Annotated in this window: 28 protein-coding genes and 1 pseudogene; 20 read left to right on the forward strand and 9 right to left on the reverse strand. The window is 36.5% G+C overall.

Features of this window, described 5'->3' with window-relative positions; translation table 11 throughout:
- The first annotated feature begins 267 nt into the window (after nucleotides 1-267).
- Entirely contained in the window at nucleotides 268-441 is a 174-nt protein-coding gene (locus M028_RS32845) for a hypothetical protein (protein WP_155925616.1), read from the forward strand.
- A gap of 36 nt (nucleotides 442-477) precedes the next feature.
- Here the strand turns inward: M028_RS32845 and M028_RS0114510 are convergent, their stop codons facing one another.
- Nucleotides 478-717: a DUF1883 domain-containing protein gene (locus tag M028_RS0114510; RefSeq protein ID WP_026574496.1), complete on the reverse strand. Its 240-nt coding sequence runs from the start codon at nucleotides 715-717 to the stop codon at nucleotides 478-480.
- 138 nt (nucleotides 718-855) lie between these two features.
- Between M028_RS0114510 and M028_RS30090 the strand changes: the two genes are divergently transcribed.
- The 5 genes and pseudogenes from M028_RS30090 (at nucleotide 856) to M028_RS30105 (ending at nucleotide 3,008) form a co-directional block, all read left to right on the forward strand.
- Entirely contained in the window at nucleotides 856-1,254 is a 399-nt protein-coding gene (locus M028_RS30090) for a hypothetical protein (protein ID WP_035424157.1), read from the forward strand.
- Nucleotides 1,255-1,376: 122 nt separating this feature from the next.
- Nucleotides 1,377-1,898 (forward strand): FtsK/SpoIIIE domain-containing protein, encoded by a 522-nt coding sequence (locus tag M028_RS30095; RefSeq protein ID WP_051591051.1) that lies wholly within the window; start codon nucleotides 1,377-1,379, stop codon nucleotides 1,896-1,898.
- Complete coding sequence (locus M028_RS30100; RefSeq protein ID WP_051591052.1) at nucleotides 1,895-2,131, forward strand: hypothetical protein; 237 nt, start codon at nucleotides 1,895-1,897, stop codon at nucleotides 2,129-2,131. The genes M028_RS30095 and M028_RS30100 overlap by 4 nt, the downstream gene beginning before the upstream one ends.
- 36 nt (nucleotides 2,132-2,167) lie before the next feature.
- Nucleotides 2,168-2,302, forward strand: a complete 135-nt coding sequence (locus M028_RS33870) for a hypothetical protein (RefSeq protein WP_269320942.1) — start codon at nucleotides 2,168-2,170, stop codon at nucleotides 2,300-2,302.
- 199 nt (nucleotides 2,303-2,501) lie between these two features.
- Nucleotides 2,502-3,008, forward strand: a pseudogene (locus tag M028_RS30105) (DUF5662 family protein).
- A 188-nt stretch (nucleotides 3,009-3,196) separates the two neighbouring features.
- Here the strand turns inward: M028_RS30105 and M028_RS0114540 are convergent.
- Nucleotides 3,197-3,544 (reverse strand): hypothetical protein, encoded by a 348-nt coding sequence (locus M028_RS0114540; RefSeq protein WP_026574497.1) that lies wholly within the window; start codon nucleotides 3,542-3,544, stop codon nucleotides 3,197-3,199.
- 340 nt (nucleotides 3,545-3,884) lie between these two features.
- Between M028_RS0114540 and M028_RS0114545 the strand changes: the two genes are divergently transcribed.
- From M028_RS0114545 to M028_RS32130, 5 genes are all read left to right on the forward strand, one after another.
- Nucleotides 3,885-4,538: a hypothetical protein gene (locus M028_RS0114545; RefSeq protein WP_026574498.1), complete on the forward strand. Its 654-nt coding sequence runs from the start codon at nucleotides 3,885-3,887 to the stop codon at nucleotides 4,536-4,538.
- A gap of 11 nt (nucleotides 4,539-4,549) precedes the next feature.
- Nucleotides 4,550-4,999 (forward strand): hypothetical protein, encoded by a 450-nt coding sequence (locus M028_RS0114550; RefSeq protein WP_026574499.1) that lies wholly within the window; start codon nucleotides 4,550-4,552, stop codon nucleotides 4,997-4,999.
- On the forward strand, nucleotides 4,996-5,643 hold the full coding sequence (locus M028_RS0114555; RefSeq protein ID WP_026574500.1) for a type II toxin-antitoxin system PemK/MazF family toxin: 648 nt from the start codon (nucleotides 4,996-4,998) through the stop codon (nucleotides 5,641-5,643). Before M028_RS0114550 ends, M028_RS0114555 begins: the two co-directional genes overlap by 4 nt.
- 263 nt (nucleotides 5,644-5,906) lie before the next feature.
- Nucleotides 5,907-6,770, forward strand: a complete 864-nt coding sequence (locus tag M028_RS0114560) for a CvfB family protein (RefSeq protein WP_026574501.1) — start codon at nucleotides 5,907-5,909, stop codon at nucleotides 6,768-6,770.
- 71 nt (nucleotides 6,771-6,841) lie between these two features.
- Complete coding sequence (locus M028_RS32130; protein WP_081810752.1) at nucleotides 6,842-6,973, forward strand: DUF3941 domain-containing protein; 132 nt, start codon at nucleotides 6,842-6,844, stop codon at nucleotides 6,971-6,973.
- Nucleotides 6,974-6,995: 22 nt separating this feature from the next.
- Here M028_RS32130 and M028_RS0114570 read toward each other — a convergent pair whose 3' ends face one another.
- The gene (locus M028_RS0114570) at nucleotides 6,996-7,865 is read right to left on the reverse strand and encodes a DegV family protein (protein WP_026574502.1); all 870 of its coding nucleotides are present in this window, start codon (nucleotides 7,863-7,865) and stop codon (nucleotides 6,996-6,998) included.
- A 129-nt stretch (nucleotides 7,866-7,994) separates the two neighbouring features.
- Here M028_RS0114570 and M028_RS0114575 point away from each other — a divergent pair, with 129 nt between their 5' ends.
- A complete protein-coding gene (locus M028_RS0114575) occupies nucleotides 7,995-8,837 on the forward strand; it encodes a YitT family protein (protein WP_026574503.1) in 843 nt (280 codons plus the stop codon).
- 11 nt (nucleotides 8,838-8,848) lie between these two features.
- Nucleotides 8,849-9,628, forward strand: a complete 780-nt coding sequence (locus M028_RS31520) for a BsuPI-related putative proteinase inhibitor (protein ID WP_051591053.1) — start codon at nucleotides 8,849-8,851, stop codon at nucleotides 9,626-9,628.
- Nucleotides 9,629-9,665: 37 nt separating this feature from the next.
- Here M028_RS31520 and M028_RS0114590 read toward each other — a convergent pair whose 3' ends face one another.
- From M028_RS0114590 to M028_RS0114600, 3 genes are all read right to left on the reverse strand, one after another.
- Nucleotides 9,666-9,845 carry a DUF3813 domain-containing protein gene (locus M028_RS0114590; protein ID WP_026574504.1) on the reverse strand — a complete coding sequence of 60 codons (180 nt, stop codon included), beginning with the start codon at nucleotides 9,843-9,845 and terminating at the stop codon, nucleotides 9,666-9,668.
- A gap of 2 nt (nucleotides 9,846-9,847) precedes the next feature.
- The gene (locus M028_RS33365) at nucleotides 9,848-10,000 is read right to left on the reverse strand and encodes a hypothetical protein (RefSeq protein ID WP_165976391.1); all 153 of its coding nucleotides are present in this window, start codon (nucleotides 9,998-10,000) and stop codon (nucleotides 9,848-9,850) included.
- Between the two features lie 109 nt (nucleotides 10,001-10,109).
- Nucleotides 10,110-10,922, reverse strand: a complete 813-nt coding sequence (locus tag M028_RS0114600; protein WP_026574505.1) for a Cof-type HAD-IIB family hydrolase — start codon at nucleotides 10,920-10,922, stop codon at nucleotides 10,110-10,112.
- Between the two features lie 234 nt (nucleotides 10,923-11,156).
- Here M028_RS0114600 and M028_RS0114605 point away from each other — a divergent pair, with 234 nt between their 5' ends.
- The 3 genes from M028_RS0114605 (at nucleotide 11,157) to M028_RS0114615 (ending at nucleotide 13,567) form a co-directional block, all read left to right on the forward strand.
- Entirely contained in the window at nucleotides 11,157-11,924 is a 768-nt protein-coding gene (locus tag M028_RS0114605) for an alpha/beta fold hydrolase (RefSeq protein WP_026574506.1), read from the forward strand.
- A 31-nt stretch (nucleotides 11,925-11,955) separates the two neighbouring features.
- Nucleotides 11,956-12,264 (forward strand): metal-sulfur cluster assembly factor, encoded by a 309-nt coding sequence (locus tag M028_RS0114610; RefSeq protein ID WP_026574507.1) that lies wholly within the window; start codon nucleotides 11,956-11,958, stop codon nucleotides 12,262-12,264.
- 178 nt (nucleotides 12,265-12,442) lie between these two features.
- Nucleotides 12,443-13,567, forward strand: a complete 1,125-nt coding sequence (locus M028_RS0114615) for a TIGR04053 family radical SAM/SPASM domain-containing protein (RefSeq protein WP_026574508.1) — start codon at nucleotides 12,443-12,445, stop codon at nucleotides 13,565-13,567.
- 68 nt (nucleotides 13,568-13,635) lie between these two features.
- On the opposite strand, the gene M028_RS0114620 is transcribed toward M028_RS0114615, so the two are convergent.
- Entirely contained in the window at nucleotides 13,636-14,334 is a 699-nt protein-coding gene (locus M028_RS0114620) for a Crp/Fnr family transcriptional regulator (protein WP_026574509.1), read from the reverse strand.
- 296 nt (nucleotides 14,335-14,630) lie between these two features.
- On the opposite strand from M028_RS0114620, the gene moaA reads away from it, so the two are divergent.
- The gene (gene moaA / locus M028_RS0114625; RefSeq protein WP_026574510.1) at nucleotides 14,631-15,647 is read left to right on the forward strand and encodes a GTP 3',8-cyclase MoaA; all 1,017 of its coding nucleotides are present in this window, start codon (nucleotides 14,631-14,633) and stop codon (nucleotides 15,645-15,647) included.
- A gap of 42 nt (nucleotides 15,648-15,689) precedes the next feature.
- On the opposite strand, the gene ric is transcribed toward moaA, so the two are convergent.
- Nucleotides 15,690-16,388, reverse strand: coding sequence for an iron-sulfur cluster repair di-iron protein (ric, locus tag M028_RS0114630; protein WP_026574511.1), 699 nt, complete (start codon nucleotides 16,386-16,388; stop codon nucleotides 15,690-15,692).
- A 230-nt stretch (nucleotides 16,389-16,618) separates the two neighbouring features.
- Here ric and M028_RS0114635 point away from each other — a divergent pair, with 230 nt between their 5' ends.
- From M028_RS0114635 to M028_RS0114645, 3 genes are all read left to right on the forward strand, one after another.
- Entirely contained in the window at nucleotides 16,619-17,884 is a 1,266-nt protein-coding gene (locus M028_RS0114635) for a molybdopterin molybdotransferase MoeA (protein WP_026574512.1), read from the forward strand.
- On the forward strand, nucleotides 17,872-18,402 hold the full coding sequence (gene mobB, locus M028_RS30120; RefSeq protein WP_051591054.1) for a molybdopterin-guanine dinucleotide biosynthesis protein B: 531 nt from the start codon (nucleotides 17,872-17,874) through the stop codon (nucleotides 18,400-18,402). The genes M028_RS0114635 and mobB overlap by 13 nt, the downstream gene beginning before the upstream one ends.
- Nucleotides 18,403-18,707: 305 nt before the next feature.
- Entirely contained in the window at nucleotides 18,708-19,433 is a 726-nt protein-coding gene (locus tag M028_RS0114645) for a YwiC-like family protein (RefSeq protein WP_026574513.1), read from the forward strand.
- A gap of 23 nt (nucleotides 19,434-19,456) precedes the next feature.
- On the opposite strand, the gene M028_RS0114650 is transcribed toward M028_RS0114645, so the two are convergent.
- A complete protein-coding gene (locus M028_RS0114650) occupies nucleotides 19,457-20,122 on the reverse strand; it encodes a Crp/Fnr family transcriptional regulator (protein WP_051591159.1) in 666 nt (221 codons plus the stop codon).
- Between the last annotated feature and the right edge of the window lie 191 nt (nucleotides 20,123-20,313).

Raw genomic sequence — 20,313 nt, forward strand, 5'->3', positions numbered from 1 at the left:
AGTATTTTCCTTTTCTTGATACAAATGATGTTGCCTCCATAATGGGGACCAGTTCGTATGCTATCGACCAGCTTTTAAACTATCCCACATCATCTTATTTGAGCTGCAGTTTGGATAAATCAATTGAGACTAAAGTTATTGCTTATTGAAAGGAGAAATACCCTGAGTGTATACCAGGGCCAGTGACAGTTACCATGAGCACGATACTATGATCAAATTAACATCTGAAGTTTAGGTGTTTTTTATTTTGCCTAAGAAGGTGATGCTATGAGGATTGCTGATCGTTTATCAGATGAGCAGAAAAGACAATTGGAAAAGATTAAATCACCAAGTAATAAGGACAACAAGAGGAAACAAGAGAAAGTAGACTGGAATGAAATCATGGGAGTAAATAGAGACCGGTTTTATAGAGGGCGCGGAGGCGCCTTTAAAAGCAAATAAAAGACTACCGCAAAAATTCCGGTAGCCTTGATGAGATTAGTAGAAACGATATTCATATTGACCGCCCCCATGGACAATGAGATACCATCTACCAGCTCCATGGACTGAAATGTTTACAGGTGTCTTAGTATAATGTCCACCATAATACTTGAAGCTCTGACCAGAGGTGTATTTTCTGTAATTGTTACTGTCTACAAGAAATACATCTGCTGCATGTCGTAAGTGAACTTCCACTGATAAACTGTCATTTGTGTCCGAGTATGGAATTTGAGCCATAAGTAATCACCTCTTCATAGGAAAATATTATCATTTTTGGAAGAATATAAGGGATTTTGTATTAGAATTCTGGTGAAGACTTGGAAAGTACCAATAGGATTGGAGATTATATACTTTAATATAAGGAGTTGTTGTGACATGGCTGAGAAGCGCGAGTCAAACATTGTTATTGAGGATTTGAGAACTGGAAAGACATATGATGTTTATCACCCAGCTGATGGTGGCTTTGTAGTTTCCGATAATAAAGAAACTGTAAAAGAAATGGGTAATAAAGCTTTTTTCTCAGCAGTAACATCAAAGCAGTTTATTCCGGCGGATTGTTATAGGTTTGTCGTTAAGAAAGATATGTCTTCTCTTTCAGTAAAGATAGATGTCGATGTATCCGATGAATTAAAAGGATTGAAGGCAGTAACCAGAGAAGCTAAGAAAGCTACTGCTGCATTGAAGGAATTAGAGGAACAGCAATGTAAGTCTCGTAACATTACTTTAAATTTGGATAATAAAAGACTTACTCAGATATTGTTATCACTAATATAAAAGGTCTCAAAGAAAAGAAACTAGGTAAGCAGAAGGAAATAGAGCTATCTTATGATGGGATTCTAAAGGTTAGAGTTTTCAATGAACCATTACCAACAAAGATTGATTGGTGTGAGGGTTTATTGAAAAAGAATACTTGGTCAATAGCAATTGGTACCGACCGTACAGAAACCTTCTATCATGATTTCGATAAAAGGAAACATCTTATCATTGCTGGAGCAACAGGTTTCGGAAAATCCGTAATTATGAAAATCATAATTACTTCTTTAATACTCTCTAAACCTAATGATGTATTATTTTCTCTAATTGATTTAAAAGGAGGACCGGCTTTTGCACGGTTTAAAAATTGCAAACAGGTGGTCAATTTTGGAGTTGATAACAAAGACGCTTTGAAAATCCTAATTGATGTCCAGAAGAAAATGAATCAAGATTATAAGAAAATTGTCGACGTGGGTTTTGAGGATGTAACAGAAGCAGGAATAAATGAAAGACATTTTCTTGTGACCGACGAGGCAGCGGACCTAGCCGACGACAATACGAGCATGGAGATATTGACCGATATTGTAAGAAAAGGAAGAGGGGCCGGTTACTACGTAATCTATGCAACCCAGTATCCTTCTGCGTTGGAGCTATGGAATGGATGAGCGAGCAAACCTTATCAGCTCTCGCTCATGCGCTAGATCCATTAGTTGATATTATGGTTGCCCTGAGTTTTCCAATTGCTTCTGTTATCATTGTAGGATCTTGTTTCTATTTTATGTTTAATCAATCAGAAAAAGGTTGGGAGACCATTATGAAGGCGGGTTTAGGTCATGTATTAATCCAGGTATCCCCTCTTATCTTGAATGTACTTAAACAGGTAGGAAATGCGGTTTAAGGTGGGGTTTACAATATATTTTGAGGAGGAAAAAGGATGGGAATTCAAATTAAAATTGATAATGTGAAGTATGCCTTGTGTAAGGATTGTGGAATCCACAGAAAGCCAGCTGCATTCTTAGTCAAAAGTAAGAAAAGAAAATCCTGCAGCTGCTGCAGAGGGAAGAAATAAGACTAATCACGTTTAGCGTCCAGAGAGGACGTTAGTCTTTTGTTTAAGAATTTATGGTATTTGTGACTTTTCTATTTCATTACCAGGGCCGTTTAGTTGAACAAAGAATATTAAAATGGTTCTAAATAGACTGTTTGGTTAGGTAAAATATTACATATAATTTTTGTTAACTCGGGAATGCGAGGAGGAGGTATTATTCATGTTAAAGGCTTGTTGGAGTAATTTACTAAATATTCTAAAATATAAACTGAACGTCCTTGTTGAATGTTGGAAAGAAGGTTTATATCTACAAGGAATTATTCATGATTGGTCAAAGTTTTCTCCAACAGAGTTTTTCCCTTATGCGAAGAAATTTTTTTACATCGGACAAAAAAGTGCTAATGATGAATTGAAATGGAAGTATGCCTGGTCTCACCATCAACATAAAAATAAGCATCATTGGGAATATTAAGTTGTTGATCCGAAAAACAAAATAGCCTTGCCCATGCCAAGAAAATATCTCATCGAAATGGTTTGTGATAGGCTGTCGTTTTCAAGGAAATGGGGAAGGAAGTTTAAACCATCAGGGCTGGACCTAACTGATAAGATTATCTTACATCCTGATACAAAAAAAGAACTAGAGATGATCATGAAGAGGAAAAGAGAAGCTGATTCCAAAACAACGATTTCATTGTCAACAGAGAAAAAAGACAATTCATTCGATTAACAGGTACATTTTTTCAATAAATGAAGATAAGTTTTTCTTCTTCAGTTAACGGTTGCAAGAGTTGAAGATCTGGCTGCCGATTTGCCATTGTTGCAGGAACAAGGATGATGTGTTGCTATTGACAGAGATTGAATACATCATAAAAAACAGCTCATAGATGATTCTATGAGCATTTTTTTGGGTAATTATTAATACCAATTATCTTCTTCGTCCTGGTCTAATAATTCTGCATAACCAGGTTGCTTATGTACCTCTTTCTCCAAAATCCATGTTAAGAATTGGTTGACAGTCTCAATATTGGGTGTTTCATCGTTATCAAATACGGGCATTTCTACCTTTAACATGGCGCCAATTGCATCCAGCAGAACAAGATAGCTTTTTTGAGAAGCTTCCATATCTTCTTCTTGTGCAAATTTGAAATCTAATGTTTCAATTAGTGCTTTAATTGCTTTTACTTGAAGAACTAAACCGTTAAAAACTTCGCTTTCACCGTCAATAATAATTTCCATATCATCAGCATAAATTTTCAGTGACATTTATGGTCCCCCTTAGATATTTTTTCTACCATAAAAGAATAGACAATAAATGCTAATTTGTCTGCAAAAAAGTTGAGTAGAAAAAATATTTTTCAGACAAGAAGGGTTATTTGATATCTTTGTCGAATCATTGATTAATTAAAAAAATTAATCAATGATGAAGTTTTTTACACTTTTTTATATTTTGCAGGTATGTTAGTATAATGTTTGGTTTGATTTCTTGTATTTAGTATTTTTATATAGCACCAAGTATACCTGTTAAATGTTGGTAAAATAGTTAAAATTTATAAAAAAAATAAATTGAAATCCCGAAAAAAAATAATATTTTAAGGAGATTATTATGGGCAATTCTATTACGTATAGACTTACCTTAAACTTAAATAAATCTATAGATTCAGAAATAATAAATGATTTAAAAAAACAATTAGTTGATGAGTTTGATAATGTTGAAACACGTAAAAATACAATCATCCTAACAAATGAGGAAGAGGATGAAAACGAGGTTATTGTGTTAGCTAATGATCTTCTCATAATTGATTTTTCTGATTTTGAGATTGGCCAACCTTTACCTGCATACTTAAATAAAATAATTTCGTTTCTGGAAAGTTATGACATCGAACAAATATTATCGGCGAAAATAGTTTATACAGGTATCATTAACGATGCATACATGATATTTCCCCCAACAATTGGATGCAAGGACAACTATGATGATAATATATCTGAATTATCTGATAAATTAGGAGTTGATGTTAATTCAATAGGTTTGAAATTTAGCCTTGACGATTACACATGGCATTACGAAATTGAACTCCTTCCAGATGATGAATCAGTATTTTTTTTGAAAATGGACTGCTTTTACGATGTTGATGATTACCTAGAAGATGACGGTGACGTTCCTTATCTAAGATTAGCAGATATTTCAACTATTATTCCTGAACATAAATCATTCTTAATAAATAAATTTTCAAAACAGTTTATAAAATTTGATTGAGGGGCATAATAATGTCAAACTTGAATATGTTACTTAGTGAAGTGGAAGAAGTAAGAATAAATCACCTACTTACTAAAAGAAGTAAAAGATCAACGAGTCGTAACAAAACATTAAGCACACTTTCCTTAATAACAGGACTAGGCATGGTTGTAAATTTAAATTATCAACATAGAACGGATATAATTGAATTACAGGCAAAACAAATTATAAATTATAGCAATCCATTAAAATATAAAGAGAGAACCAGAGGGGATCTCAAAATGAATACTCATAAGAATAATGACGAGTTAGGCATTATTATGGGTAATTTAAGTTCAAATCCATTCTACAAAAAACCGAATATGGATTTATTAAAAGAGGTAAATATTAAAGGGCATTTATCAAGTAAAACACCTTATATTCCTGTTGAACGTCTAAAGTTAAATGATGTTCATATGTTGAAGGGGAATGATAAAGCATGACACCTTCATTTTATGATTGGCACGTTGGGAAATTACGTGTGCCAAAGTGTCTTACTTCTGGCTTATTTGTTCATGCCCCTTTTTTATTTCTTGACAACCCTAGTCCTTTAATTTTGCGAGTTGATACAGATAAGAATCCAGAGCTATTATTACCGCCCCCGTTGCGGTCTGATGAAAGATTACCAGAAATATCTGTAACCTTAAAACGTAATCCTACAGATGCATTTAGTGAGGATTTACCGGAAGTGAAAAAATTAGGAATTCACCAAAAAGAAGAACTAGTTGTTTATAAAGCGAAAAAAAGGCCAGGTATTATTCTGTCCAATCATTCGTTTAATCAACAGAGTGACACAATCTTTGTAATTCCTACCTTTACTCTCGATAAGGATTATATTTCCGAAGGAGAAAAAGAAATTATTCGACAAAATGTACATCCAAAATACTTTTATCTTCCTGCATCCGAAGAATTTAGCATTAAAGAATCATTTGCAGATTTCACACAAGTGCAATCTATTTCTAGGGACAGAATACTACCTCAAAAGAAAAGATTATCTAACTTGGCGCTTCAAGCGTTATACATGAAGCAAATTTCTGAACATACAGATGCTTACAGCTATGTAACGAAGGACTTTTCAACTGACTAAAAAAGCCTACTGGTATTGAGAGGCTTTTTTATTTTGCACGTCTGTCCACTTTTTATTAAAAGTTCCCCCAAAACATCCCCAAAATAAATGAAGGAGAATACATTATTCTACAAAGCAGAAAATATAAATATTACGTCAAAAACACTGATTTAATAAGGTTTTAGCCATTAATAAACTGTCGATTGTTGAGCAGTGGTATTAATTATAGTAAAATATAGCAGTTCAAACAACTATCTCCAAAGGAAAGAAAAGGGGAATAAAACATGTCATTAAAAGAATTGATTGGCCAGACTACCAGTTTGGAAGTGGCACGAAAAGCGCCATTTGGCTATTTTTTAACAGATGGAAATGAGGATGTCTTGTTACATATAAATGAAACCGAGCGTGAATATGAAGAAGGAGAGCGCTTAGAGGTCTTTCTTTTCCATGATTCGCAGGGCAGGATGATTGCTTCAACAAAGATTCCGGAAATTTCTGTTGGCAGGTATGGCTGGGTCAAGGTAACAGATGTTAATCCGAAAATCGGAGTCTTTTTAGATATTGGAATGCAAAAGGACCTTTTATTAGGTGCAGACGATCTTCCAGCCCATAAGTCCGTCTGGCCGGAGCCTGGTGATATGGTTTACATTACTCTGAGGGTAAATCGTAATTATCTTTTGTACGCAAAGCTTGCCAGTGACCAGATCATTCAATCTATTTCCGTCAAAGCAACAAGACAGGCTTTCAATAAAAATGTTCAGGGCCATATTTTCCGTACGGCAAAGGTCGGCAGCTGGGTTTATACAATTGAGGGCTTTAAGGGTTTTATTCATGAGTCACAAAGACAGCAAGAACCCCGTCTTGGACAAAAAATCGAAGGCAGGATCATTGATGTAAAAGAAGATGGGACGGTTAATATTTCACTGCTTGCCAGAAAAGAGGAATCGCTGGATCAGGATGGAGAAATAATTTATGAATATTTAATGAGCAGAAATGGCGCCATGCCATACGGGGACAAGAGTATGCCTGAGGATATTAAAGAACGATTTGGTTTAAGCAAAGGTTCCTTTAAACGTGCTCTTGGAAAGCTGATGAAAGAAGGCAAGGTCTATCAAGAGAATGGTTGGACCTATGTAAAAAAAGATTAGCAAACATATTACATACTCCTTTTCGAAATGCTTACACTAATGATTGAACATGAAGGAAAGGAGTTTTGAATTTGCCTCATACATCAGATAATGATAAAAAAGCACAGGACAATAATGCCTTAAGACACGAAAAAAACATGATGCGCGAAAAAAATCGCCAAGCAGGGAAAAATCAATACTCGAAAAAGACGGATCATAAATAAAAAATGGAGTGAGGCGCATGCCTCATTCCATTTTTTTTGGAAGTTGATTTAAGAAGAAAATTGAAATGGTTCCGGCACCGGTATGGGATCCAATTGCTGAGCCAATGGAAGAAATATATACCGCTTTGGGGTGTAATTCCTCTTCAATCATTGCTCTTATTTCCAAGGCTGTTTCTTCATTGTCAGCATGACTGATTCCAACGACTTGCTCCTGTATATCGGAACCGCGCTCCCTCATCAATTCAATTAAACGGCGCAATACTTTCTTTTTACCGCGTATTTTTTCAATCGGAACTAATTTTCCGTCCTCTACGTTTAAAACCGGTTTAATATTAAGTAATCCTCCGAGAAACGCCGATGCTTTGGAAACACGGCCACCCTTTGCTAAGTAATCTAAATCCTCAACCGTGAAAAGGTGTTCCATATGCTGACTTCTAAATACAACATCCTTCAAAATTTCTTCTTTCGGAACATTTTTCGATGAAAGCCTTGCCGCTTCCATCACAATCAGGCCTTGTCCAAGAGAGGCACACTTCGTATCAATAATTGTTAGATCAAAATTTGGATATTTTTCCTTGACTTGGTCAAGAATCATAACAGCGGTTGAATAGGTTCCGGATAGCTGTGAGGAAAAGGCTATATAAATTCCAACTTCATTATTTTCAGCCATGGTTGTAAAAATCTGCTCAAATAATAGAGGGGATGCTTGGGATGTTTTCGGTACACTTCCGTTTCGAATGGCATCATAAACAGTTTTAGGATCAATGGTTTTTACATCCTCATATTCCTGACCATTTACGTGAACCTTTAGCGGAATCAGTGTTACATTGCTTTCAGAATAAAAACTGAGAGGTAAATCACATGCGCTATCCGCCAGAATCTTTATCGGCATGAAGCTCACCTGCTTTCAAGCTAATATGGTTAACTTTAGTTTATCGGTTTAAAGCTAAAAATACAATCCAGAAATGGAAATAACTGCACAAGCAGAACATTGAATTTTACAAATGAAGGGGATGATGAAATGCTTTGGCTGCAAGCGAAAAAACTAATCATTGTTGTGGCAGGGGCTTTATTAAATGCAATAGCAATGAACCTATTTTTAATTCCTGCAAATGTCTATTCCAGTGGCTTTGCTGGGATTGCGCAATTGCTTTCAAGAGTGTTAAGTGACTATACTCCACTTCATGTCTCAATGGGATTTTTATTGCTGGTGTTAAATATTCCGGTTGCCATTCTAGGCTGGATGAAGGTAGGAAGGTCATTTACTATTTATAGTTTCCTCAGTGTAGTCCTTTCCTCAATATTTTTATCCATCATTCCTATTCATAAAGTTTCTTATGATATCTTGTTAAATGCTGTGTTTGGTGGTGTTATTTTGGCTGTTGGGGTGGGAATAACCTTGAAATGGGGAGCCTCAACAGGCGGATTGGATATCATTGCAATGGTTCTTTCAAGGATGAAAGACAAGCCGGTGGGGACGTATATGTTTATTTTAAATGGGATTATCATTGCTGCCGCAGGGCTGCTTTACGGCTGGGAAAAGGCCCTTTATACGTTGGTGACCTTGTACACATCCACAAGGGTCATTGATGCCATTCATACACGACATGAAAAGCTGACTGCCATGATCATTACAAAAAAAGCGGATGAATTAAAAAAGGAAATTCACTCAAAATTAGTTAGAGGAATCACGCTGATTCCGGCAAAGGGAGCTTTTTCAAATGAAAATCGTGATATGTTGATGATTGTGATTACACGATATGAGCTTTTTGATTTAGAAAGAATTATAAAGGAAGTTGACCCAAAGGCATTTACGAATATCGTTCAAACAGCAGGAATTTATGGTTTCTTTCGAAAAGATTAACAGGAGGTATTATGAAAAATCTATTGTGTATCTTTCTACTATTTTTTTCTTTTCATACAAATACGTTTGCAAATGGAAACGAGAGGAATGTAAGTGATTCGCCGTTTACATTTAATGTAATTCCTTCAGCAGGGCCGGAATCTGTGGAATTTGAGTTTCTTCTCAAGAATGAAGGAGCAATACCGCTTAAATTGGAATTTCCAACTTCTCAGCTTTTTGAAATTACCGTCACAGATAAAAGCGGTAATGAAGTATATCGCTATTCCAAAGGGCGCTATTTTTTGCAGGCATTTCAAACAATAAAGATAGAGCCAAAAACTTCTTATAAAAGAATTGTTGTCTGGGATTATATGGTGGACGGAAAAAGGGCTCCTGCCGGTGAATACAATGCTCATATCACATTAAAACCTGTAAATTTGAATGAGGAACCTATATCAAATAGAGAGAAATTAACGATTCATAAAAAAATAATGATCCCTGAAGAAAATTCAGCTTTCCGCCATGTGAAAGTGAATGGTAATCGTGGAAAATACAAAATAAGTGGTGAAATCAAACCATCACAAAGGGTTTTTTACTATACAGTGGAAGATGGGCATGAGGAGTTTGTTAACGAAACACAAATAAAGCTTGACGGGAAACCACAGGATTGGAATTCATTTACTATACAAATTCAAATTCCTGAAACAAAGCTTCCGGATAATGGTTCATTGATTTTATTTTTATATGAACGAGACCATGAAAATAAAATAATCCATTCCTTCTCAGTTACTTTAGAAAAATTTTATCAGTAGGAGAGAAAAAGGAAAGCGCCAGGCGCTTTCCTTTTTCTTATTGCTCAAGCTCATTTTGCATTTGTTGGAGCTGACGTTGTTCGGCGAATGTAGAATTGGCAAATGCGGAACTTAAAGCATTTTTGGCTTTTTCCACAGCCGAATCACGTTCAGCAGGGCTGGCAGACTTCGCCATCTCCACAAATCTTCGTGCTTCCTGGAATAATTGGTTACCCATTTTTATATTCCTCCCAGCGAGGAGTCTTGCACATTAGACATTTTCTGAGCTTCCGCTTCAGCGTAGGTCATGTGATAGGGGATACGTTCGGCGTGCTTAGAGACCGTATCTTTTCCTTGCTGGACAAAGCGTTTTGATTTGTTTCGTTTACCCATTCGAATCCCTCCAATGTTTGAGCTTCGATTGAAACAGCAGGTGCTGCCTCAAAAATTAGTATGCTCCGAATTGACGTTTTCATTTAGGTAAACAATGGCGAAAAAAGCACTATTTTAAATGTAATAAATCAGCTATATATTTTCCGACGCCATCTTCTTCGTTCGTAAGGGTAATATCGTTTGCAATATTTTTTAACTGATCAATTGCATTGCCCATCGCAATTCCATGCCCAGCATATTCAATCATTTCAAGGTCGTTATCCTCATCCCCAAATGCAACCACTCTTTCAGCAGGAATATTGAAAAAATCAGCAGCCTTTTTCAAACCAACCGCTTTGTTTATACCCGATTTAATAATTTCAATCACATGCCATGGTGCAGCCCAACTGCGTTGTTCAATCACTTCCGCATGGATTTCAGATAAATGCTGGCGAATGAGCCGTAATTCATCCTCTTCTGTATGAATTAATAAACTTGTTGGTGAATCCTTTAAAAAATTACTTAAATCCCCTGTTGTTACCTTTGGTTTTCCCATTCCAAAAATATCAAGAAGTTTTTCATCGTGATAATGAAAATAAACATCATCCATCACTTCCGCAATAATATTATGAAATTGGAAGGATCTGCAGGCATCAACAATTTCCTTTGCCACTTTAACATCCAAGGGTTCATGAAAAAATCCCCAGCCAGGGTTTCGTGGATGATGCATAAATGCTCCGTTGAAATTAACAATAGGAGTATTCAATTCCAATTCATGATAATACATTTCACTAGAGCGGTACGGTCTCCCTGTAGCAATCATAACGATATGTCCTGCGTCTTGGGCTTTTTTCAAAATATCCTTTGTTTTTAATGAAATCGTTTTGTCGTCTTTTAATAATGTCCCATCTAAATCTAAAGCAATTAAGTGTCTTTCTGCCATATGGATATGGACTCCTTCTCTATTTTTATTTTGGAAGCGATAAAAGCTTTATTTTAGGAAAATGATTGTTTACATGATACACTACAAATGTGATTTTCTACATATAATTGAAAAGCAGGTCTAAAACTTATATAAATACTATGTTAACAATTTTATACCTAACCTGTAAAAAAATTCACATCATCCCATGTAAATTATCGATATACTTATATATAGCTTCAGGAGGATTCTATAGTGGTTATCATCGAAAGAGAGTACATTAAGGATATACCTGCATTAGAAGTAGTTAAAAAAGAAATACATCAAGAATCACTGCCAACCATTATTTTTATTCATGGAATTACTAGTGCAAAGGAACATAATCTTCACTATGCCTATCTATTAGCAGAAAAAGGTTTTCGGGTGATTTTGCCTGATACCATGCACCATGGTGAACGTCAGAAAGCAATAGAGGAGAGGGAGTTAGTAACCGAATTTTGGAACATCGTCATCAAAACCATTTCTGAACTTAAGACGCTAAAAGAACATTTCGTTCAACTTGGATTGGCTGATCCAAACCGAATCGGCCTTGTAGGCACTTCAATGGGTGGAATTGTAACACTCGGTGCTATCACCCAGTACCCATGGATTAAAGCGGCAGTTAGCTTAATGGGAATGCCGGCATACGAGCAATTTTCTCTCTGGCAGCTTGACCATTTAAAAAGCCAAGGAATGGAAATTCCTTTTACTGAGGAAGAAATTGCGGATCAGCTCATGATTCTTAGGGATTATGACCTAAGTCTATATCCGGAAAAACTAGAACAAAGACCGCTATTGTTTTGGCATGGAAAAAAAGACCCAATTGTTCCCTATTCCTTAACATATCAATTTTATGAAGGCATTATGTCTAGCTATAGCCAAAACCCTGAAAGGCTAGCTTTTATAACAGATGAGCATGCCGGTCATAAGGTTAGCAGGGACGGCTTAATAGCAACGGTTGATTGGTTTGCAAAATACTTGTAAAGTAAATAGAAAATGAACAGGAGTGAACACAATGAATGAGGAATTAAAAGAAAATATAATGGGTGCCCTAGAGTTAGTAGTCGATCCAGAATTGGGTGTTGATATCGTTAATTTAGGTTTAGTTTATAATGTGGAAATGGATGATCAAGGAAAAGTTGATATTACGATGACGTTAACTTCAATGGGATGTCCACTTGCAGGAACCATTGTGGATCAGGTGAAAAGATCATTAGCAGATATTCCGGAAGTCAAAGATGTAGAGGTTAATATCGTTTGGAATCCGCCATGGGATAAAGAAATGATGTCACGCTACGCTAAAATTGCCCTTGGAATTCGCTAGAATTTAGTTTTTAAACAGCAGAGTCGAACTCTTGCTGTTTTTTTGTCTTCACAAAACAGACATATTTAATCGCCTCTTTAGTGAGTTACTTCACATTTTTCAAATATAAACAACTTTATAATACAGTTATTAAAGCTGTTTGTTTTTTTGAAATAGCTGATGTAGGAGGCGTTTCATCATGGCTATTTGCCGAGATTTTAATAAAGATCCATTTATCGTTATCTGGGAACTTACACGTGCTTGTCAATTAAAGTGTCTGCATTGCCGTGCCGATGCCCAATATGCAAGGGACCCGCGTGAATTAAACTTTGAAGAAGGAAAAAATCTTATTGATCAAATATATGAAATGAATAATCCTATGCTAGTCTTTACAGGCGGAGATCCGCTTATGAGGGAAGATATCTTTGATATTGCTAAATATGCAGTCGAAAAAGGCGTCCGAGTTTCGATGACCCCGAGTGCGACTCCAAATGTTACGAAGGAAGCCATTCAAAAGGCGAAGGAAGTTGGTCTTTCCCGCTGGGCATTTAGTATTGATGGACCAAATGCAGAAATCCACGACCATTTCCGCGGTACCGCAGGGTCCTTTGATTTGACGATGGAAAGAATAAATTACTTGCATGAGGTAGGACTGCCAATTCAAATTAATACGGTTATTTCAAGATATAATGTTGAATATCTTAATGAAATGGCGAAAATGGTCGAGGATTTAAACTGTGTACTTTGGAGTGTCTTTTTCCTTGTACCGACTGGAAGAGGACAGGCTTCGGATATGATCACTCCAGTAGAACATGAAAGGGTTCTAAGGTGGCTTTATGATTTAAGTAAACGAGTATCCTTTGATATTAAAACAACAGAAGCAATGCATTACCGCCGTGTCGTCATCCAGCAAAAAATGCGTGAAGCGAAACAACAAACCGATGAAATTGACTATTTAACTGCTCTAACGGAAAAAGGACTAACAGGATCAATTGACGGCCTAGGCCGTGCACCAAAAGGTGTAAATGACGGAAATGGTTTTGTATTCATCTCTCATATCGGTGATGTCTATCCTAGTGGACTTTTACCTGTAAAAGCGGGGAATATCCGTGAGACATCACTTGCAGAAATTTACCGTGAGTCTCCAATCTTTAAATCGTTGCGAGATCCGGACTCGTTTAAAGGGAAATGTGGTGTTTGCGAATTCCGCTATGTATGTGGTGGATCAAGATCTAGAGCATATGCGATGACAGGGGATTATCTTGAAAGTGAACCATTCTGCGTTTACATTCCAAAAGCATTAAGGGATAAGCAAGTCCAGTAAAAATTTCGGGGAAGTAATTAAAACCGGGTGCTTCCCCGATTAAAAATAAAATAGGATGGTTTCCCATCCTATTCGATATTGCAATAAACAGCTGGACAATTCTCGCAGCCGATTTCATCTTTTAAATATTGAAGATCTAAAATTGAGATTTTTCCTTTTTTAACTGAAATAACATTGTCCTTCTTTAATTCACTTAAAATACGATTCGTACTTTCGCGGGAGGTGCCACAGAAATTGGCAAGCTCTTGATTTGTAAGGGGTAAATCAATTAATATTTCACGGTCCTTATGAATACCATAACTATTAGACATTCGAATAAGCGTTGAAAAAAGTGCGCCGCGTTTACCATTTAAGACAAGGTCACGAAATTTTGTTTGGGTTTTGCGGAAATGATCACTCATCCATTTCATGAATTCAAAAGCAAGTTTGCTGTCTTGGAAAATTTCGCTTTCAATCACATCTTTTTTAATAGCGACAATTTCCCCTTCTTCTAGGACCTTGGCACTAAGTAAAAATTTTGGATTATCCGTGAATAGTGTCAACTCTCCACAAATATCATTTTCCCCACAGATTCTTAAGGAAAGCTCCCGTCCATCTGAGGTAATTTTACTAATTTGGATTTTGCCGGAAAGGATGATATAGAGCTCCTCAGCCGCCATTCCTTCTTGGAATAAAAATTTTCCTCTCTCACTTCTGAACTTACGGTCAGCGAATTTAAGTAATTCTTTTATTTCTAATGAATGGGTTGGTTTCATTTTCGTCATCATTCAGTTCTCACCCCGTCTATAGTTAAAAACTAGTTATATTTCACTAGGTCATTTTTGTATTGTTATAAACATTTTACCTCAGGTTTTTGTAAAAAAAAGAAGTAAACAATGACAATATAGTGAAAACTGATTATGCTTTTTAATGTTTTGAAATGTTGTGGATGGGTATTTCCAATAACAATCGTTTGTACTCAATCCATCTTCTGTTATGATAAAAATAAGTTAACTAGTGAAAAGTGGATTCATTGAAACTATAATAAATGAGTGGGTTTTTAAAAATAATGGAGTTGATTAGAATGGAAAATACCATTATTAAAGATAAATTTGATCGGCCATTACATGATTTGCGGATTTCTGTTATTGACCGCTGTAATTTCCGCTGCCAGTATTGCATGCCAGCCGATCAATTTGGACCCGATTTTGTTTTTTTACCAAAAAGCGCTTTATTAACCTATGAAGAAATTGAGCGGCTAGCAAAGATCTTTGTTCAATTAGGAGTTGAAAAAATTCGATTAACAGGTGGAGAACCCCTGTTAAGAAGAGACTTACCTGTTTTGGTTAGCAAACTCTCTAAAATAGAAGGTCTTAAAGATATTGGTTTAACAACAAACGGTGTAATGCTGAAGAAATTTGCTGAAAAACTAAAACAGGCCGGACTTAAACGGGTGAATGTCAGCCTTGACAGCCTGAATGATGAATTGTTTGGAAAAATAAACGGGCGAAATATCGGAACCAAACCTGTTCTAGAAGGAATCGAAGCGGCAAAACAAGCAGGATTAGGCGTAAAAATTAATATGGTAGTTAAAAAAGGGCTAAACGATACCGAAATTGTCCCGATGGCGGATTTTTGCAAGAAAAATGGCCTTGAGCTCCGGTATATTGAATTTATGGATGTCGGTTCAACGAATGGCTGGAAGATGGATGATGTCATTACGAAAAAGCAGATTTATGAAATGCTAAAAGAACAGTATGAGTTGGAGCCGGTGAACCCTGCTTATTTTGGTGAGGTGGCGAAACTTTACCGTTATAAAGATACGAATGTAAACGTTGGGTTTATTTCATCCGTGTCTGAGTCTTTTTGTTCAAGCTGTACCCGTGCACGCTTGTCGGCAAATGGCCAAATATTTACCTGTTTGTTTAATGGAAACGGTCATGACCTTCGTAATATCATGAGAAATGGTGCGACGGAAGAGGAGCTTACCAAGCGGATTTCAGAAATTTGGAATGGTCGCGATGATCGCTATTCTGACGAAAGAATGGCTGAATCCAATAAGAAGCGGAAAAAAATTGAAATGTCTTATATCGGTGGATAATAAAAAACAGCCTGCTTTCACTTCAAGCAGGCTGTTTTTTTATTAATCTATATAGCGAGGGAATAAAATGTTATTTTCAAGATGTACGTGCATAAAGGTTAATCCTTCAAGATCCTCCAAACGCTTGTAAACTAATCGATAAGTTCCGCAGGCATCTAATGGAAGTTCAAAATCAGCTGTTACCGCGCGAATTTGTCTTAAAATTTCTCCGGCATGGTCATGTTCTTTTTCAAGTTCGACAATCATTGCAATGGCCTCTACACGATTTGGTGCTGTATTGTTTGCCAGCTGTCTAATTAATGGGAAAACAATTTCTTCTTCTTTTGCCATGTGTTCAATCATTTCTTTTTTAAATTCATAAAATAGTTCATTTACTTTTAACAGCTCTGGATGGTTGTCACCATGTACACGTGATACCTTTGTCACATAGGGGCTAAGTTGTGTTAACTCTTCTTCGGTAACACGGTGATAACCCACAATAACATGATCGATAATCGTATTGGAATCAGAATTAGTCCATACTTCTATATCTGTATCAGCAGGTTCACTTTTTTCATAAACCTCTTTTAATTCTTCGATTAAATTGTCCATATTTAGGTGGTTTTGTTCAGCAGCTTGAGATAGTGGTATATTACCGCCACAGCAAAAATCTATCCGGTTCTTTTTAAACACATCACTTGTTTTAGGTAATTCGTTTACAATATCTTTAACTAATGTATCTGAAGTAAATGGAATGGACATTTTGTTTCCTCCTAAAATTGAAAAGTATTTTTTATTTCTTACTATAAGCATAATCGAAATCGAATAAAAAACAGGTGACATGAATCACACAATTCATATGAATTTTTTGTTTAAAATAAGAGTATGTCGTCACTGATAGTTGCGATGTTCATACCGTTTCGATAGTCTTATAATAAAATTATCTATTATGAATTAAGAATTTGACCGATTAAAGGCAGGAGCTGATTGCTTTGTTAGAAAGAAGAAAGCCGATACCAGTAGGGGATGCGGTAAAAAAAATAATGGAAAACCAATTAACTGGCGTGACTGAATATGTACCTATTGAAGAGTGTTATAGTCGTATATTAGCGGAAAATATCATTGCCACGAGTGATGTCCCACACTTTGACAGGTCACCCTATGATGGCTTCGCAGTACGTTCAATTGATACAAAGAATGCCTCGCTTGACCACCCTGTTGAGTTTGAAGTCATTGACCATATTGGAGCAGGCCATGTATCCGGTCAAATCGTGAATGAATTTCAAGCAGTCAGGATTATGACCGGTGCAATGATGCCGAATGGAGCTGATGCAGTTGTTATGCTTGAGTTAACAAATAGCTTCGAAAAAAATGGTAAACGCTTTATGTCCATTAAGCGAAAGCTTAATAAGGGGGATAATGTGTCATTTCGAGGTGAAGATACAAAAGCTGGGGAAACCCTAGTAAAAAAAGGTACATATATTAATCCTGGTGTACAAGCCATTCTTGCAACCTTTGGTTATAGTGAGGTTCCGGTCGCAAAAAAACCTGTTATTGGGTTATTTGCAACAGGAACGGAGCTTTTGGAGGTAAATGAACCGTTGGAACCAGGAAAAATCCGCAACAGCAATTCCCACATGATTGTTGCCCAAATTGAAAGAGCCGGAGGAATGGCTCATTATTATGGCAAGCTCCCTGATGATTTTGATACATGCTTTAATGCAGTGAAAAATGCTTTAGAAAAAGTCGATTTACTCATCACAACGGGTGGAGTGTCGGTTGGTGATTTTGATTATCTTCCTGAAATCTATCAAAAGTTGGGAGCCGAGGTTTTATTTAATAAGGTAGCAATGAGGCCGGGGAGTGTGACAACCGTTGCTAAATTTCAAGGTAAAATTCTTTTTGGTCTCTCGGGAAATCCTTCAGCTTGTTATGTAGGCTTTGAATTATTTTCGAGGCCAATTATTCGTAGGATGTTGTTTTCAACTCAACCGCATCTAAGAAAAGAAAAGGCTGAACTCCTGGGAAATTTTCCAAAACCAAATCCATTTACCCGATTTGTTCGAAGCACTGTGCAAATAAATGAAGGCAAGCTGACAGTTTCGCCTAGCGGGACAGATAAGTCCAATATCGTGACAAGTCTTGCTGGTGCAAATTCTTTAATGGTGCTGCCTGGTGGTACAAGGGGTTTTGAGGCGGGAAATGTAGTCGATATCCTTTTATTAGAAGATCAAACCGGAAGTGAGTGGCCTTGGTAACGCCAGTTATTTTTCAAATCGTGGGCTTTCAAAATAGCGGAAAAACGACTTTAATGTTACAGCTTATTGAAGCTTTAACATTACGAAACCGCAAAACCGTTACGATTAAACATCATGGCCATGGTGGAAAGCCGACTGTATTATCCGGAAAAGATTCTTCAAGGCATATTGATGCTGGAGCAGCTGCTTCCATTGTCGAAGGTGAGGGGAGATTGTTGCTTCAAGTGGAAAACACAGTAACACCACTTGAAAAGCAAATTGAACTTTTAAAAAATTTACAGCCAGATGTCATCTTAATTGAAGGGCATAAGTATCAGCATTATCCAAAGCTTTTGATTATAAGAGATAAAGCGGGTCTCTCATTATTAGAAACAGTTCAAAATGTAAAAATTGTTCTATATTGGGATGAAGCAATAAAACCAATTTTAGATCAACAAAAAGATATAATTAACTTTTCTATTCACGATAAAACGGCCGTAAATAAAATTGCAGAATTACTAATAAAAAAGGAGGCCTGAGCCTTCTTTTTTTCTCTCCCTGTTAAAATTGGTAGTTGATTTCCGCTCCAGGCGCTACGCTTTCCGTGGGCGTGCCGGGAAGCCTCCTCGTCGCTTCGCTCCTGCGGGGTCTCCCCTACCCCGTACTCCCACAGGAGTCTTCGCACCTTCCGCTCCAATCAACTTTTTTATCAAAAATGTTCTTTAACGATATAAAAGTGAATATTTCTTCACAATTATCTTGATAAATCTGTGATTTGTTTCACATATTTTCTGGTTTTTCTATCTTATATTTAGGATAAGCCAAGGGAATAGGAGTGAACGAAATGAAGCTTTTTTTACCAAAACAGCATGGTGCGTGGGCGATGACCATCATTCCATTTTGGCTCGGAGTGATAAATGGGGGATTTATATGGCAGGACATTCCCTTTTTTATTGGCTGGATTTTATTATATCTAGGGACCTATCCGATGCTGCTATTATTTAAAAAGAAGAAGCTCCCTTTTTATACAAAATGGACCCTTTTTTACATGATTCCTGCTATTTTATTCTTACTGTTACCACTTCTTAAACGACCTTCCATCTTTCATTTCGGTCTTTTGATGGTTCCGTTTTTTATCATTAATGCCATTTTTTCAACAAAGAATAAAGACAGGGCTTTAATGAATGACTTTAGCGCTATTTTTGCTTTTTCGATTGCCGGTTTAGCTTCCAGTTATCTAGGGATGGGGATAATAACAGCCCATTCCATCCTGCTCTTTTTAGCCTCTGTTTTATTCTTTATTGGTTGTACATTTTATGTAAAAACAATGATTCGGGAAAAACGAAATCTGCATTTTAAATGGATATCATGGGTTTATCATATCCTAATACCTGCGGTTTGGGTCTTATCCGGTTTTGGGATTACGGCGATTGCCTATATACCGAGCCTTATTCGCTCGATTCTTTTTTATGGAAGACCATTGTCACCAAAACAAATTGGTATTTATGAAATTATTAATTCGGCCATCTTTTTTATAGTTATGACCATACAATTGGTGATCCTAAAATAAAAATCGGTCCCTCGACCGATTTTTTAGTCTATTTTACATATGTCTATCGGACAATCCTCACAATCAATTTCTGTCTTTAAATAATTAAGGTCATGGACAGTAATTGAACCTTTATTCACCGAAATTATCCCATTTTTTCGCAGTTCGCTAAGTAAACGATTCACCACTTCACGGGATGTACCACAGAAATTGGCGAGATCCTGATTTGTTAACGGTAATTCAATTAAAATTCCGTTACTGGTTTTAACTCCATAACTATTCGTAATCCTTATTAGGGTGGAGTATAATGCACCTTTTTTACCGTGAAGGACGAGATCGCGGAATTTAGTCTGTGTTTTCCGGTATTGCTTACTCATCCATTTCATAAATTCTAAGGAAAGCGGAAGATTTGTCGAAAGTTTTTCTTCCAGAACATCCTTCATAATTACCGCCACTTCTCCGCTCTCCACCACGCGGGAACTTAAAAGGTAGGACGGGGCTGGGGTAAATAAATCAAGTTCACCAACCAACTCTCCTCTCGAACACATTCTTAAGGTAAGCTCACGTCCATCAGGGATTATTTTCGTTAATTGTACTATTCCGCTTTGGATCATATATAGTTCATTGGCTGCAGAACCTTCTTGGAAAAGAAAAGAACCCTTTTCCATTTTACGAGTATGATGGAACAATTTTGAAAGTTCATCCAGCATAAAGGGAATTTCGTTTAATGACTTCATATCCATAACCACCTTAAAGGGGGCGAAACGAATCGCAAGTTTATACTATAATTATATTGATTACAAAGAAAATTTAGCAATAACTGTAGAATAAGTTCATACAATCGTCATAAACTAAAAAAAATCTCGAATATTACTTAGGAAATAATGTCGGAAAATGGTAA

It is taken from the genome of Bacillus sp. UNC438CL73TsuS30 (genome assembly GCF_000482325.1).
Lineage (GTDB): Bacteria > Bacillota > Bacilli > Bacillales > Cytobacillaceae > Neobacillus.

What these genes read in the sequence shown, in the direction of transcription:
- M028_RS32845 (WP_155925616.1), top strand. Translation starts at nt 268, where the DNA reads ATGAGGATTGCTGATCGTTTATCAGATGAGCAGAAAAGACAATTGGAA.
- M028_RS0114510 (WP_026574496.1), bottom strand. Translation starts at nt 717, where the DNA reads ATGGCTCAAATTCCATACTCGGACACAAATGACAGTTTATCAGTGGAA.
- M028_RS30090 (WP_035424157.1), top strand. Translation starts at nt 856, where the DNA reads ATGGCTGAGAAGCGCGAGTCAAACATTGTTATTGAGGATTTGAGAACT.
- M028_RS30100 (WP_051591052.1), top strand. Translation starts at nt 1,895, where the DNA reads ATGAGCGAGCAAACCTTATCAGCTCTCGCTCATGCGCTAGATCCATTA.
- M028_RS33870 (WP_269320942.1), top strand. Translation starts at nt 2,168, where the DNA reads ATGGGAATTCAAATTAAAATTGATAATGTGAAGTATGCCTTGTGTAAG.
- M028_RS0114540 (WP_026574497.1), bottom strand. Translation starts at nt 3,544, where the DNA reads ATGTCACTGAAAATTTATGCTGATGATATGGAAATTATTATTGACGGT.
- M028_RS0114545 (WP_026574498.1), top strand. Translation starts at nt 3,885, where the DNA reads ATGGGCAATTCTATTACGTATAGACTTACCTTAAACTTAAATAAATCT.
- M028_RS0114550 (WP_026574499.1), top strand. Translation starts at nt 4,550, where the DNA reads ATGTCAAACTTGAATATGTTACTTAGTGAAGTGGAAGAAGTAAGAATA.
- M028_RS0114555 (WP_026574500.1), top strand. Translation starts at nt 4,996, where the DNA reads ATGACACCTTCATTTTATGATTGGCACGTTGGGAAATTACGTGTGCCA.
- M028_RS0114560 (WP_026574501.1), top strand. Translation starts at nt 5,907, where the DNA reads ATGTCATTAAAAGAATTGATTGGCCAGACTACCAGTTTGGAAGTGGCA.
- M028_RS0114570 (WP_026574502.1), bottom strand. Translation starts at nt 7,865, where the DNA reads ATGCCGATAAAGATTCTGGCGGATAGCGCATGTGATTTACCTCTCAGT.
- M028_RS0114575 (WP_026574503.1), top strand. Translation starts at nt 7,995, where the DNA reads ATGCTTTGGCTGCAAGCGAAAAAACTAATCATTGTTGTGGCAGGGGCT.
- M028_RS31520 (WP_051591053.1), top strand. Translation starts at nt 8,849, where the DNA reads ATGAAAAATCTATTGTGTATCTTTCTACTATTTTTTTCTTTTCATACA.
- M028_RS0114590 (WP_026574504.1), bottom strand. Translation starts at nt 9,845, where the DNA reads ATGGGTAACCAATTATTCCAGGAAGCACGAAGATTTGTGGAGATGGCG.
- M028_RS33365 (WP_165976391.1), bottom strand. Translation starts at nt 10,000, where the DNA reads ATGGGTAAACGAAACAAATCAAAACGCTTTGTCCAGCAAGGAAAAGAT.
- M028_RS0114600 (WP_026574505.1), bottom strand. Translation starts at nt 10,922, where the DNA reads ATGGCAGAAAGACACTTAATTGCTTTAGATTTAGATGGGACATTATTA.
- M028_RS0114610 (WP_026574507.1), top strand. Translation starts at nt 11,956, where the DNA reads ATGAATGAGGAATTAAAAGAAAATATAATGGGTGCCCTAGAGTTAGTA.
- M028_RS0114615 (WP_026574508.1), top strand. Translation starts at nt 12,443, where the DNA reads ATGGCTATTTGCCGAGATTTTAATAAAGATCCATTTATCGTTATCTGG.
- M028_RS0114620 (WP_026574509.1), bottom strand. Translation starts at nt 14,334, where the DNA reads ATGATGACGAAAATGAAACCAACCCATTCATTAGAAATAAAAGAATTA.
- moaA (WP_026574510.1), top strand. Translation starts at nt 14,631, where the DNA reads ATGGAAAATACCATTATTAAAGATAAATTTGATCGGCCATTACATGAT.
- ric (WP_026574511.1), bottom strand. Translation starts at nt 16,388, where the DNA reads ATGTCCATTCCATTTACTTCAGATACATTAGTTAAAGATATTGTAAAC.
- M028_RS0114645 (WP_026574513.1), top strand. Translation starts at nt 18,708, where the DNA reads ATGAAGCTTTTTTTACCAAAACAGCATGGTGCGTGGGCGATGACCATC.
- M028_RS0114650 (WP_051591159.1), bottom strand. Translation starts at nt 20,122, where the DNA reads ATGCTGGATGAACTTTCAAAATTGTTCCATCATACTCGTAAAATGGAA.